Here is a 13,036-nt window from a genome sequence, read left to right on the forward strand (position 1 = left end):
TCGGTTCTCCTGTTCGGTTTCTCCGCCGCCGCCGGTTCGGCGCGGTCACGTCTGAGGTCCTTCCGCGGGGATCGGTGAGCCCGATGCGGGCGCCGCCGGTTCGCTCGCGGTCGTCCCGGTCTCAACGCCGGCCGACCGGTGCCAGCTGAGCCCGGACCGGTAGGCCGCCCGCCAGATGACGAGGCTGGCGAGTCCGACGAGAAGCGAGTCGTACGGCGCCGCGATCACGTCACGGCCCTCGAAGCTGCCGAGGAAGGACACGAGGCCGAGGCCGCAGAGGAAGACGATCAGCCATGCACCGGTCCGGTACGACAGGCGCGTACGGGATGTGCGGCCGATGCCCTGAAAGGCGTAGACGACCAGGCCGATGAGCAGGAGCGGGGCGGCGACGCGGACGCGTTCCCATCCCGACCAGTACAGGATGAGACCCGACAGGACGAACGAACTCGCCCCGACCGGGAGACTCCACCGCCCGAGCCAGCCGCCGCTGCGGTCGCCGGCCGCGTACAGGACGGTGACCGCGACGGACACGGCCGCGTAGCTGAGCCCGTAGTAGAAGCTGAGGGAGCTGGCGATGTCGGACCAGTTGCCCAGGGCCAGGACGATGACCACGCCGATGGTGAGGTTCAGCATCAGGGCGCGGCGCGGGATGCCGGTGCGTTCGTGCACGGCGGCGAAGAATCGGGGCAGGATGCCGTTCTGGGCGGCGCCGTAGGTGTAGCGGCCCTTGACCGACGCGGAGATCAGGATGCTCCCGGTCGGGGAGAAGGCGGCGTCGGCCAGCAGCAGCCACGACAGCCATCCCATGCCGATCAGGCTCGCGAGCTGGGCGAGTGGCGAGGTCAGGTTGATGCCGCGCCATCCGGTGCCGAGCAGGCCGGTGGGGAGGGTGAACAGCATGGACAGCTGCAGGCCCAGGTAGATGACGAAGGAGACGGCGAGGGCGGTCAGCGTCGCGCGGGGCACCGTACGCCGGGGATCGCGTGCCTCCCCGGACAGCACCGCCGCGGCGTTGATGCCGGTGAAGGAGTAGATCAGGCCGGCGCCGACGATCGCGGTCAGCGACGCCGCGAAGCCGTTGGGCGCGAAGCCGCCTCCCGCCGCGTAGTTCTTGGTGTCGAACCCGCTGGCCAGCAGCAACACCACGGTCAGTGCCGGGACGATGAACTTCACCGCGGTGACGGCGTTGTTGACCCGTGCGACGAAGCCGATGCCGATCATGTTGAGGGCGAACACGGCGATGAGCAGCACGGCCGCGCACAGGCGGCCTGGCACGGTGAGCGCCTCACCCGAGACCAGCCACGGCAGCCACCGGCCGGAGTACTGGGCGACCGCGGTCGCCTCGCTCGGTCCGGCGTAGGCGGCCTGCAGGAAGACCGCCCAGCCGATCACCGTGCCGACCAGCGGGCCGGAGGCGAGCTGAGGCCACCGGACGTTGCCTCCGGACAGCGGTCGGCGAAACGACAGGTCGATGTAGACCAGCGCGATCAGCAACGTGGCCAGCCCGGCGACGACCCAGGAGATCAAGGCCGCGGGCCCGGCCAGCTTCGAGGCCTTGTAGGCGGCGAACAGCCAGCCGGAGCCGATGACGCTGGAGAAGGTGATGGCGGTCAGCGAGAGCGTTCCCAGGCTGCGGTGGAGCCGCTGGTCGTCGCGGGGTGAGACGCCGGACGTCTGCGGCGCCGCGTCACGGTCGGGCATGTGTGCTCCTTCTGTGCTCGGCACGGTCGGCAGGACCCCCGGCGAGAGGTGGCGACCGGAATCGCCGGTCACCAACCCGACTTCACTGCTCAAACCCAAGGTCAGGGCCTGTACCGGTACCGTGCCGTACGCGGGCGTCGGTCGAGTAGACGGCGTTTGCCTGGACCTAGCCCTAAGCTGCGCCTATGCCGCTGGAAAGCATAGAAACAGCCGATTTGGTGGTTTTTGACGCTGTTGCCCGGACCGGCAGCTTCGGTGGCGCGGCCGTCGAACTCCAGCTGTCCCAGCCCTCGGTGAGCACCCGCATGTCCGCTCTGGAACGCAGACTCCAGGCACGGCTGTTCACCAGAGGGGCTCGCGGCACGACGCTCACCCCGGCCGGAACGCGCTTCCTCGGTTACGCGCGCCGATGCCTGGAACTCCTCGACGAGGCCCGGCTCGCCGTACGCCGGCAGGACCTCAGCCGACTCACCCTCACCGCGCCCGCCAGCCTCGCCACCACGCTGTTCCGGCCCGTTCTGAAGGCCTTGGCCGAGCACCCTCTCGACGTCCGCTGCCGGGTCGCGACCAGCGACGAAGCCATCACCCTCCTGCTCGACGGCGCCGTCGACGCCGCGTTCGTCGTGCATCGGGTACTGCCCGCGAGCCTGCGGTCGCGACTCGTCGCACGCTCACCTTTCGTCGCGGTGTGCGGGCCGGACCACACGCTGGCCGAACGCGACGGGCTTTCCCCTGCGGACCTCACGGCGACGAAGGTCGCGGTCCACTACACCGTGCACGCACTTCCACGGCCCGCGGCCGGAAGCGACCCCGCGGACGAACTCGCCAACCTGTTCGCCCACCCCGAACGCGACCGGCATCACCCCGTCCAACTCGTCGGAGCGCCCGACGTCGCCGTCGAACTCGCCGTCGAGGCCGACTACGTGGCCGTCGTCCCGCTGTACGCGGCATCCCAGGCCCTGAACGCGGGCCGCGTCCGCCTGCTCCCGCTGACGCTGCCGAACTGGCAACTGGAGATCTGGCTCGCCCACCGAGCCGACTCCGAAGACCACGCGGGTCTCCAGCGGCTGCTCCACGAGCTTCCAGCCGTCACCGCTGCCGCAGCCCCCGCCTGACCTGGGAATATCGCGAGCCCGCGTCACCGTCGTGGCACGCCGGAATCGTCGCGGCGTCAGACGGCCGCGTCGCGATGAGCGACGCCGAGGCCGCTCGGCCTTGTTCCAGAGATCCAATATCCCTATGGTCAACGTATGAGAAGTTGTTCAGATGTTCATCAATGTCCCCGCACGCCCATGAACGGGGCGCGGCGGGACCGGCACATTCAGCGACGAGTGTTCGACTCCTCAAGGAGGAAGCCATGGCGGTGGCCGCATTGGTCCTCTACCTGCTCTGGGCGGCATTGGCGTTCGGGCTGCGCGGCGTGATCCAGCGGCACCGCACGGGCGACGCCGGATTCCGGGGCGGGGGCCTTCGGCGGGGCAGTGTCCAATGGTGGGCGCGCGTCCTGTTCATCGGTGCTCTGGTGGTCGCTCCGGCCGGCCCGGTCGCTGAACTCGTCGGGCACGATCCCATCGGACTTCTGGACCGTACGAGCGTCCGAACGGCCGGCGCGGTGATCACCGTGCTCGGAGTGGCGGCCACGATGGCGGCCCAATGGTCGATGGGCGTGTCCTGGCGGGTGGGCGTCGACGAGACCGAACGCACCGACCTGGTGACGACCGGTGCGTTCGCTCTGGCCCGCAACCCCATCTTCACCGCGATGATCGCCACGGCGATCGGGCTGGTGGCGATGGTGCCGAACCTCATCGCCGTCGCGGGGCTGGCCCTGGCGGTCGTGGCGATCGAGCTTCAGGTCCGCGCCGTTGAAGAGCCCTACCTGCATCGCGTCCACGGCGAGCACTACCGCCGCTACTCCGCGTCGGTCGGCCGGTTTCTGCCCGGCATCGGTCGCTACCGAGGACTCCTCTAGAGGCCGTTCGCTACGACCTGCTATTTGGCCGCATGGCCAGCGGCTAGCACCCGCATTCAATTTCCTGGCCGGACCCTGAACGCGTCAGAAGTCGCGTCCCGGACGCGGCCGGGCCACCGCGGAGTCCGACGCTTCCTTGTCCGTCGCCGCCATCGCTCGGTGAATCGAACGCCACGGCGGTCCTCGCTCACGGCCAGATCGCATCGTCACCTCTCACAGCGCGGAATCAGCCGAAGGCTCGCGTTCCGGGCGTTGATCGACGATGATCATCTCGTGAGGTCGGAACGTTCCATGCCTTCCCCCAGGAGGAACACGTGACTCCGCAGCGGATCCCGGTACCGACAGAGCACATCTACGACACTCAGGCGCGGCTACGTGACATCGGACCGGTCGTGCCGATCGAGCTCGCCGGCGGAGTCTCCGTGTGGGCGGTGACCACGCACGCCGCGGCGCACGAGGTCCTGGCCAACGACAAGGCGTACGCGCGCAACTCCCGCAACTGGCCCGCGCTGCACGACGGCAGCATCCCGGCGGACTGGCCGTTCCGGCCGTTCATCGAGGCCGACCACATGGCGACGGCGGACGGCCTCGACCACCGACGGCTGCGCACGATGGTGAACAAGGCGTTCACCCCGTCCAGGGTGGCGGCCCTGGCACCCCGCGTCGAGGAGATCACCGCCGCGCTCATCGACGATCTGAAGGCGGCCGGCGACGGCGTGGACCTGGTCCCGGCCTTCGGCGAGGCCCTGCCGATCAAGGTGATCTGCGAGTTGTTCGGCATACCGGAGGAGGACCGGGCACCGCTCCGAGGCTGGACCCAATCGGTGATCAGCGCCGGCGACCAGTCGGTCGAAGCGCAGTTCGCGATGCTCGGTTACCTCGCCCGGTTCGCCGAACGCCGGCGCGCCGACCCGCAGGACGACCTCACCTCAATGCTGATCAAGGTGCAGGAGGACGGCGAGGTCACCCTCTCCGACGACGAACTCGCCGGCATGCTCTTCCTGTTCGTGATCGCCGGGCACGAGACCACGATGCACCTGCTCGACAACGCCATCGTGGCGCTGTCAGTGCACCCCGACCAGCGCGACCTCGCCATCCGGGACGGCCTCTGGGAACAGGTGGTCGAGGAGACACTGCGCCGCTATCCCTCCGTGCCGATGGCCGTCTTCCGATTCACCACTCAGGACACCACGCTGGCCGGCGTGGAACTCCCCGCCGGCGCCCCATTGCTGCTGTCCCTGTCGGGGACCGACTCGGCCCAGCACGGCGCCGACGCCGACGGGTTCGACATCACCCGCACCTCGAGAGCCCACCTGGCCTTCGGGCACGGGCCGCACTTCTGTGTCGGCGCGCCGCTCGCCCGGCTGGAAGGCAGGATCGGCCTGTCCGCGCTGTACCAGCGCTTCCCGAAGCTACGCATGGCGGTCGACCCGTCCGAGGTGCCGTACACCTCGTTCACCACGAGCGGACCCGCCTCGCTCCCGGTCCACCTGTACTGACCGGCGCCGGCCGGCCGGCGGCGACCAGGCCGCCGGCCGCGACCAGCGTGCCGCCGACGGCGGTGACCAGCTTGGGCAGCCACGGCGGGACGTCCAGGAAGCCGGTGACGCCGAGGATGCGGTGCATGCCCCAGGGCAGCAGGGCCATCTGGTCGTTCCACGCGGCCAGCGAGGTCTCCATCCCGGCCGCCCAGAGGATCGCGCCGAGCAGGACGAACGGGGCGCCGGCGGCGGCGAGGACCGGTGCGACGGTGGACCGGGCGCCGAGCGCGCGGAGCGCGAGGTGCGCGGCGACCGGTACCCAGAGGAAGGCCGCGAAGGCGACGGTGATGTACACCGATCGCGCCTGCGGCCGGGTCCAGAAGTCGTACCAGTACCGGCCTGGTCCGCGCTCGGCCAAGGCGCCGAGCATTATCAGGGTGCGCACGACAGCGGCTCCGCCGACGGCCGCGTACAGGCCGAACCGGTCGCGGCCGCGCAGGAGCACGCGCAGCACACCGGCGAAGGCTCCCCACCCGCCGAGGGTGATCAGCAGGTGGGCGGGTGAGGCGAACCGGCTGTAGCAAGCCCGGCTGAGCACCAGTGCGGCCGCGGGCAGCGCCCACACCAGCACCCGGTCCAGGACAGTGGGCGGCGGGCCGAGGTCACCGACGCGCCACGGTCTCGTGGTGCCGAGCCACAGCGCGCGCAGGGCCGCGGCGCCGGGCGGGCGCCGACGGCGGGTCAGCGCCCGCAGCAGCCGCTGCCCGGCCGAGGTACCCAGGGCCAGCATGGCGATGAGCACGACCAGCAGCCCGCGGGCCAGCCACGCCATCGCCAAGTCCCGTTCCGCGCGGGCCAGCCCGATGTCGGCCGCCGGGAACCGGTACGGCGGCAGGTCGACGTTCCCGGTGTATCGCCGCAGGTGCTCGTCGCGCGCCGCGGTGTACCGGGACCGGGCGGCCAGCCACTGCGTGCGGGCGTCCGCCGACCCGGTGTCCAGCCACTGCGCGTACCGCAGGAACATGGTCCGGTACGCGGCCAGCGTGTCGAACAGGTCGACCTCATAGTCCAGAGCGCCGGCGAAGGACCGGCGTTGCGCCGGCTCGCGCCAGGCGGCGGGGTCGGTCGCGGCGAGCAGGCCGCGCATCCGCCGCGCCGTGGCGGTCGCCTCGTCGCCCTCCCGGATCGCCTCGTCCAGGTGGTCCCGGCTCACCGCGTAGATGCTGTCGAGCACCGCGCTGTCGCCAGTGACGATGTCCCACTCGAAGATCCACATCATCGGCGGGGGTTCCAGGCCGAGCGCCTTGACCGTGCGCTGCGCGTACGGCCCGATGTAGAGGCCGTTGGTGATCGCCTGGCGGGACAGGGCCAGCACCTGGCCTATCGCCCGTACGGTGGACGGATCGGTGCTGAACGTCTGGCGGATCCAGTCCGCGGACAGCCGCGCCGGGTCGGCGTCCAGGTCGGCGGCCAGCCGCGCCGCGGTGTAGACGTTCAGGTCGAACATCTGCCAGAAGCCGGCGCGCAGGTAGAGGGTGCGCGGCCCGGCGCGCAGCGGTCCGCCCATCTGGGACCAGGTCCAGATGCCCTCGATGCGCGGGTTGGCGGCCAGCAGGGTGCGCAGCGCCTCCTGGTGCAGCGTGGTCAGGTCGTTGGGCAGCGCCCCGAAGCCCTCGAACTCCCGCCGCGCCTGGAACTCCACGATCCGCCGCTGCTTGCCGACCTTCAGCGTGTCGTTGAACGGAAGGTGGCTGTAGTAGTCGCCGAGGCAGTACTTGGTCGACACGACCAGGTGCGGGTCGTCGATGCCGCCGAGCACCTGCTCGTACCGCTGCGGGTTGGTGTGCAGGTCGCCGATGGAGCCGATGCCGATGGTCCAGGTGCGGAAGATGATGTCCCGGCCGCCCTCGCCGGCGACCGCGAGCAGCGCGCGCAGCATGGCGCGCACCGAGGCCGGAGTCTTCACCGCGATCCGCGAGGTGTAGTCCCAGCCTGGGAACCGGTACGCGGCGCCGCCCTCGCCGACCCTGATGACCAGCCCGTCCGCGTACGGCAGCGCGGTGAACAGCTCGCGCAGCCCGGCCTGGTACACCTCCCAGAGTCGAGCGTCGCGGGTCGCCAGGCCGCCGAAACGCCGCTGGAGGTACCGCTGCAGCGGCGGCGACAGCGCCAGCATGTCGGTCGCGAAGTAGACCTTCATCCCCGCGTCGTGCGCGTACCGCCAGACCGGGCCGAACGCGGCGACCATCGCCTTCGCGCGGGCGATGTGGCCGTCCCCGGCCGGGTACACCTGGTGTCCGTCGCCGACGCCGGCGAACGTGACGTACTCCAGGAAGCCGGGCACCACCACGCCGTTGTAGCCCTCGGCGAGCCCGCGGTCGACCAGCTGCCGGAACTGCGCCGCGATCCGGGCGACGGCCGCCGCGTCCGCATAGGGCGGCCCGGCGAGGACGGCGGGCCCGACCACGTCGGTGTTGAGTGAGTAGTCGTCGCTGGCGACGAAGCCGGCCGGGTCGTCGGGCAGCCCGACCGACCCGGTGTCCAGCAGCCGCAGGCCCAACCGGGGCGCGATGAGCCTGTCGCTCTGGCCGGCCGGCGGTATCTCCTCGCCGGAACGGATCCGGTCGGCCATCGCGTACAGCCCGGTCGCGGCACCGGCCGGATGCGCCGCCCGCAGCACCAGTCCGGCAGCGGTGCGGGTCAGCCGGTACGCCTCCTCGGGCGCGCCGCCGACGCCATCGTCCAGCTCGACCCGCAGCACTGCCCCGCGTGGCGCCACCAGCCCCGTGACGATGGCCGGGCGCGCCTCGCCCCGGCCGACCAGCGCATCGGCCACCGCTCGCGCGGCCAGCCGTACCGGGAGATCGTCGGGGGCGACGATCTGGGTGATGGGCGGCGCGGCGGCCATCCCGCGCGGGGCCGCCGCGGTCAGATCTTCGCGCGGTACGTCGGCCGGTTCGAACGACAGCCCGAGCGCGGCGCCGACCTGATAGGCGACCGCGGCACCGATGCCGAGCAGACCGGCCACGGTGGCGGCCACCACCCAAGGGCGCATGCCGCGCGCGGCGGTCGCATGCCGTTTGGGGCCCACGCGCACATGTTAGGCCACCAGCCTGTCCGGCTCAGCTGGCCGCGACGCCGGATCGCTTTCAGGGGCGGCCGCGCGCTAACGAACTCGGCGAGTGCTCCGGGAACGCGGCGCGGGCCGCGTCAGTCCTTCGCCTTGTCCGCCAGGTCCTTGGCCTCGTCGTTGGAGATGAACTCCGCCGCCGCCTTGGTGCCCTTCTTGTGGTAGCGCACCGCTTCCCACAGCGGCCCCGGAATCACGTGGATGCCGTAGTGGGCGCGGTGGTGGTTGGCGCAGAGCACCTCGAGGTTGCCCGGGGACTCCACCCACTCCTGGAAGTCCTCATCGGTTTCGAAATGCAGGCCGAGGTGCTTCTCGATCGCCTTCGGGTCCACCTGGTTGATCTGGGAGAACTCGACGTGCGTGTGGTGCAGCTCCGGCTGCCCGTCGCAGAGCTCGTCGTCGATGACGCACTTCCAGAGGCCCTGACGCTTCAGGCGCTCCTTGGCCTGCTCGAACAGGTGGTAGTGCGGGTCTTCCTCACGTGGATGATGGCTCGGGATGTGGGTCAGCATGTGCAGCGTCAGAGCCTGCTGGTGGGCGGCCGTGACGACGGCGGCCTTCGCGTGCGAGGCGTGCTCGCGAGCGTGCTCAGCCTTCTCCTTCACCTTCGAGGCGGCCTTCGCCGCCTTCGGGTGAGACGTCGCCGCCTTCTTGGCGCGCGTCTTGACCCGCGCCTTCTCCTTGCCGAACAACCTGCTGAACAAACCCATCGTGGGCTCACGTCCTCAAATGATGTGCCACTGCCGGCAGATTCTCCTGCCCACCGCAGGCCGGTTGGCGAGCACGAACGCTATCGACAGTCGTCGTCCTTGATCAACCGAAACGCACGATTTGTGCTGCAGCGGTGACACAGTGCTCGGCCGGGTCGCGCGCCGCGTCGGTGCTCCGCGGTTGATCGGCTAAGCGACATTGGTCCGGGACCTCAGGCGGACCTGGACGCGAGGAGACTTCGCGTTGTGCGTGCGCGGTGACCGTCCGCGCCCGTATCGTCTCTCCCGTGTCTGAAGATCAGCGACATATCCGGATTGCACTGCTCCTCAGGAGGATCCTGCACGCCAAGGCGATGCGCCGGGCCATCGCCGGGCCTGAGGGCTACACCGTGCGCGCCTGGGTCATCCTGCTCCGCAAGGTGCGCCGCGAGGCGAAGGAGGACAACCTGCCGCTGATCGCGGCCGGTGTCACCTTCTGGATCGCTCTGTCGATCGTCCCGCTGACCGTCGGCGTGATCGCGGTGTGCGCGCTGGTGATCACCCCCACGCAGATCGAGGAGCAGCTCGCGCCGCTGACCGACGTACTCCCGCCACTGCTCGGCAGGCTGCTGGCGGGCCAGGCGCGCGACGCGGCCGCCATGAGCGGGCAGGGACTCACGCTCAGGCTGATCGGCGCTCTGGCCGGCGTGCTGTGGACCTGCTCGCGCGCGTTCGACGCGCTGATCAGCGGCCTGCACGTCGTCATCGACGAGCAGGAGACGCGTGGATTCGTCCGCAAGAAGCTCATCGCGCTCGGGCTCGCGGCCGGCGCGCTGGTCACCGTGCTGGCGGCGTTCGCCATCGTCGCCGCCGTGCCGCACGCCCGGCTGCACACCGTCGACCGTGTCCTCGGCCTCGGCATCCGCTTCATGATGCTCGCGGTGCTGACGATGGCCGGCCTGATCCTGCTGTACCGGTACGGGCCCGACCGCAAGAAGGCGGACTGGCACGCGGTGCGGTGGGGCGCGGGCATCGCGATGACGGCGTGGCTCGCCATGTCGATCGCGCTGGCCGTGTACGACAGCGGGAAGAGCGGGGACAGCGCGACGTACGGCACGCTCGCCGGGGCGGCGGCGCTGGCGAGCTGGCTGTACCTGTCGATGTACATCATCCTCTTCGGTGCCGAGGCCAACGCGGAGATCGAGAAGGACCTCGGCCGGCGCGCCGCCCTGGTGGGCGAGCAGCCAAAAGAGCCGCAGCAGCCGGTCCCATCAGCCTGACGGGCCTTTCGGCCCGGTCACGAGGGGCGGCCGCGTTCCTGCACAACTATGAGGAGGGCTGAGCGTGTTCACTACCCGTCCCGAGCTGGCCGGCGACTTCGGCATGGTGGCGAGTACCCATTGGCTCGCGTCCGCCGCCGGGATGAGCGTGCTGGAACGCGGCGGCAACGCCTTCGACGCGGCCGTCACCGCCGGATTCGTCCTGCAGGTCGTCGAACCCGACATGAACGGCCCCGGCGGCGAGGTGCCGATCCTGCTGTGGAGCGAGGACGACGGGAAGGTGACCGCCGTGTGCGGGCAGGGCACCGCGCCCGCCGCCGCCACGATCGACCGGTTCACCGGGCTCGGCCTGGACATCGTCCCCGGCACCGGGCTTCTCGCGGCGACGGTGCCGGGCGCGTTCGGCGGGTGGCTGCTCCTGCTGGAGCGCTGGGGGACCTGGACCCTGGCGGACGTGCTGGAGCCCGCAATCTCCTACGCCGAGCACGGGTTCCCCGTCGCTGACGGGATCGCCGCCACGATCGGCACGGTCGCCGAGATGTTCATCGACGACTGGCCGACCTCCTCGGCCGTCTGGCTGCCGGACGGCCGGCCGCCGCGCCCCGGATCGCGGCTGGCCAGCCCCGGGCTGGCCGCCACCTACCGGCGGATCGTCGCCGAGGCCCGTACGGCGTCGAGCACCCGCGAAGGACAGATCGCCGCCGCCCGCGACGCCTGGTACCGCGGGTTCGTCGCCGAGGCGATCACGAAGTTCTGCGCCGAGACCGCCTGGCGCGACAGCTCCGGACGCGCCCACGGCGGCCTGCTGACCGGCGACGACCTCGCGTCCTGGGAGGCGACCGTCGAAGACCCGCTCGGTCACGACTACCACGGCCACACGGTCTACAAGACGGCGCCGTGGGGGCAGGGCCCGGTCTTCCTGCAGCAGCTCGCCCTACTGTCGGGCTTCGACCTGGACGCGGCCGGGCACCTGTCCGCCGACTACGTCCACACGGTCATCGAGTGCGCGAAGCTCGCCTTCGCCGACCGGGAGGCATGGTACGGGGACCCGGACTTCACCGACGTGCCGATGAAGACACTGCTCGGCGACGCGTACAACGAGTCACGGCGTTCCCTCGTGGGTGCCACCGCGAGCCACGACCTGCGCCCGGGACGTCCGGACGGGCGCGACCCGGTGCTCCCGGCGCGCGGCGAGGCGGCGATCCCGATGTCCGGGGGAGTGGGCGAGCCGACCGTCCGCGCGGACGGGCGCGTGCGCGGCGACACGTGCCATCTGGACGTGGTCGACCGGCACGGCAACATGGTGTCCGCGACGCCGAGCGGAGGCTGGCTGCAGAGTTCGCCTCTCATCCCCGACCTCGGCTTCTGCCTCGGCACCCGGGCGCAGATGTTCTGGCTGGCGCCCGGCCTGCCCAGCTCGCTGCGTCCCGGCGCGCGACCCCGTACGACTCTGTCGCCCTCGTTCGCGCTGCGGGACGGGCGGCCGTGGCTCGCGTTCGGGACACCGGGCGGCGACCAGCAGGACCAGTGGAGCCTGAACTTCTTCCTGTCGGTCGTCCACGGCGGGCTGAACCTCCAGGAGGGGATCGACGCGCCGACGTTCCACTCGGTCCACTTCCCGAGCTCGTTCTTCCCCCGCGAAGCCCGGCCCGGCACGATGCTCATCGAGGACCGGGCCGATCCCGAGGTCGTCGCGGAACTCCGCCGGCGCGGCCACACCGTACAGACGCCGGGCCCGTGGTCGCTCGGCCGTCTCAGCGCGGTCGCGCGGGACGGCGGTTTTCTGCGGGCCGCCGCGAACCCGCGCGGCGCCCAGGGCTACGCCGTCGGCCGGTGAAGCCGCCGACGCGCAGATCGGCGGCCAGCATGCGAGAGCTCGGGCGGTCTATCCCAGAACGGCGCGGAAGGTGCGCTGCCCGATTCCGGCCATCAGCGGATTGTCGGCCGAGTGCGTCAAGAACACCAGTGACAAGGCGAGCGCCCACCCGCGCGCCCGCGCCCAGGTGTCGTCGTCCGCCCGGCCGTACGCCTGTCGGAAGACCTCGCGTTGCTCGGCGGGGAACAGCATCCACGCCACGGACAGGTCGGTGGCAGGGTCCCCGGAGGTGATGTCGCCGAAGTCGATCACGGCGCTGATCCGGCCGTGGTCGACCAGGATGTTGGCGGGATGCAGGTCCGCGTGCAGCCACAACGGCGGACCGTCCCACTCAGGTGCGGTGGCGGCGGTCTCCCACACACGCAGCGCGGCGTCGCGGTCGACGTGGCCGTCCAACCGGCTCACGTGGAGCATGACCCGTTCGGCGCGCCGTGCGAGCGCGACGCCGCGAAAGGCGTTGGCGGGGGCGTCCGGCGGAGCCGGGGCGTGCAACGCCGCCAGGAACTCACCGAGGACGAGCGCCGCCGACCGAAGGTCATCAGGTGCCGTTCGAGCGGTGATCTCGCCGGGCAGAAAGGGCACCACGCTCCACGACCACGGGTAACCGCAGGCCGGCCGCCCGACATGCACCGGTGCCGGAATCGGCAGCGGAAGGTGAGGGGCGAGGACCGGCAGCCACCGTTGTTCATGCGCGACGAGTTCGGCGGCCAGGGCACGTCTGGGCAGCCGGACGAGATACGCGTCGCCGAGCCTGCAGACCATGTTGTCCCACCCGTTGGCCAGCACCTCGATGTCGAGACCGGCGATATCCGGGTGCTGGTCGACCAGCAACCGATGCACCAGGTCGACAGAGACGGCGACTTCCGCGGCGGGCATACGTGGCACAGCATGACCCTACGGCCAACTCACC

The 13,036-nt window shown here is 71.0% G+C and carries 9 protein-coding genes; 5 read left to right on the forward strand and 4 right to left on the reverse strand.

What is annotated here, in order from left to right; translation table 11 throughout:
- Positions 1-45 precede the first annotated feature (45 nt).
- Positions 46-1,701: an APC family permease gene (locus tag ACQP2O_RS25860; RefSeq protein WP_433190247.1), complete on the reverse strand. Its 1,656-nt coding sequence runs from the start codon at positions 1,699-1,701 to the stop codon at positions 46-48.
- A 185-nt stretch (positions 1,702-1,886) separates the two neighbouring features.
- Between ACQP2O_RS25860 and ACQP2O_RS25865 the strand changes: the two genes are divergently transcribed.
- The 3 genes from ACQP2O_RS25865 to ACQP2O_RS25875 all read left to right on the forward strand — a co-directional run bounded on the left by ACQP2O_RS25865 (position 1,887) and on the right by ACQP2O_RS25875 (position 5,169).
- Positions 1,887-2,816 carry a LysR family transcriptional regulator gene (locus ACQP2O_RS25865; protein ID WP_433190250.1) on the forward strand — a complete coding sequence of 310 codons (930 nt, stop codon included), beginning with the start codon at positions 1,887-1,889 and terminating at the stop codon, positions 2,814-2,816.
- 242 nt (positions 2,817-3,058) lie between these two features.
- The gene (locus tag ACQP2O_RS25870) at positions 3,059-3,670 is read left to right on the forward strand and encodes a methyltransferase family protein (RefSeq protein WP_433190253.1); all 612 of its coding nucleotides are present in this window, start codon (positions 3,059-3,061) and stop codon (positions 3,668-3,670) included.
- Positions 3,671-3,984: 314 nt separating this feature from the next.
- Positions 3,985-5,169 (forward strand): cytochrome P450 family protein, encoded by a 1,185-nt coding sequence (locus ACQP2O_RS25875; RefSeq protein WP_433190256.1) that lies wholly within the window; start codon positions 3,985-3,987, stop codon positions 5,167-5,169.
- Here ACQP2O_RS25875 and ACQP2O_RS25880 read toward each other — a convergent pair.
- Together ACQP2O_RS25880 and ACQP2O_RS25885 are read right to left on the reverse strand one after the other, a co-directional pair.
- The gene (locus ACQP2O_RS25880; protein WP_433190257.1) at positions 5,126-8,242 is read right to left on the reverse strand and encodes a hypothetical protein; all 3,117 of its coding nucleotides are present in this window, start codon (positions 8,240-8,242) and stop codon (positions 5,126-5,128) included. The genes ACQP2O_RS25875 and ACQP2O_RS25880 overlap by 44 nt on opposite strands.
- Before the next feature lie 119 nt (positions 8,243-8,361).
- On the reverse strand, positions 8,362-8,991 hold the full coding sequence (locus ACQP2O_RS25885; protein ID WP_433190260.1) for a hypothetical protein: 630 nt from the start codon (positions 8,989-8,991) through the stop codon (positions 8,362-8,364).
- A gap of 287 nt (positions 8,992-9,278) precedes the next feature.
- On the opposite strand from ACQP2O_RS25885, the gene ACQP2O_RS25890 reads away from it, so the two are divergent.
- Together ACQP2O_RS25890 and ACQP2O_RS25895 are read left to right on the forward strand one after the other, a co-directional pair.
- The gene (locus ACQP2O_RS25890) at positions 9,279-10,250 is read left to right on the forward strand and encodes a YihY/virulence factor BrkB family protein (RefSeq protein ID WP_433190263.1); all 972 of its coding nucleotides are present in this window, start codon (positions 9,279-9,281) and stop codon (positions 10,248-10,250) included.
- A gap of 58 nt (positions 10,251-10,308) precedes the next feature.
- Positions 10,309-12,087 (forward strand): gamma-glutamyltransferase family protein, encoded by a 1,779-nt coding sequence (locus tag ACQP2O_RS25895; protein ID WP_433191162.1) that lies wholly within the window; start codon positions 10,309-10,311, stop codon positions 12,085-12,087.
- Between the two features lie 48 nt (positions 12,088-12,135).
- Here ACQP2O_RS25895 and ACQP2O_RS25900 read toward each other — a convergent pair whose 3' ends face one another.
- Positions 12,136-13,002 (reverse strand): aminoglycoside phosphotransferase family protein, encoded by an 867-nt coding sequence (locus ACQP2O_RS25900; RefSeq protein WP_433190266.1) that lies wholly within the window; start codon positions 13,000-13,002, stop codon positions 12,136-12,138.
- Between the last annotated feature and the right edge of the window lie 34 nt (positions 13,003-13,036).

This window comes from Actinoallomurus sp. CA-150999 (genome assembly GCF_050942425.1).
GTDB lineage: Bacteria > Actinomycetota > Actinomycetes > Streptosporangiales > Streptosporangiaceae > Actinoallomurus.

Bases quoted from the DNA above. Each gene is read 5' to 3' on its own strand.
- ACQP2O_RS25860 (WP_433190247.1), bottom strand. From the start codon at position 1,701: ATGCCCGACCGTGACGCGGCGCCGCAGACGTCCGGCGTCTCACCCCGC.
- ACQP2O_RS25865 (WP_433190250.1), top strand. From the start codon at position 1,887: ATGCCGCTGGAAAGCATAGAAACAGCCGATTTGGTGGTTTTTGACGCT.
- ACQP2O_RS25870 (WP_433190253.1), top strand. From the start codon at position 3,059: ATGGCGGTGGCCGCATTGGTCCTCTACCTGCTCTGGGCGGCATTGGCG.
- ACQP2O_RS25885 (WP_433190260.1), bottom strand. From the start codon at position 8,991: ATGGGTTTGTTCAGCAGGTTGTTCGGCAAGGAGAAGGCGCGGGTCAAG.
- ACQP2O_RS25900 (WP_433190266.1), bottom strand. From the start codon at position 13,002: ATGCCCGCCGCGGAAGTCGCCGTCTCTGTCGACCTGGTGCATCGGTTG.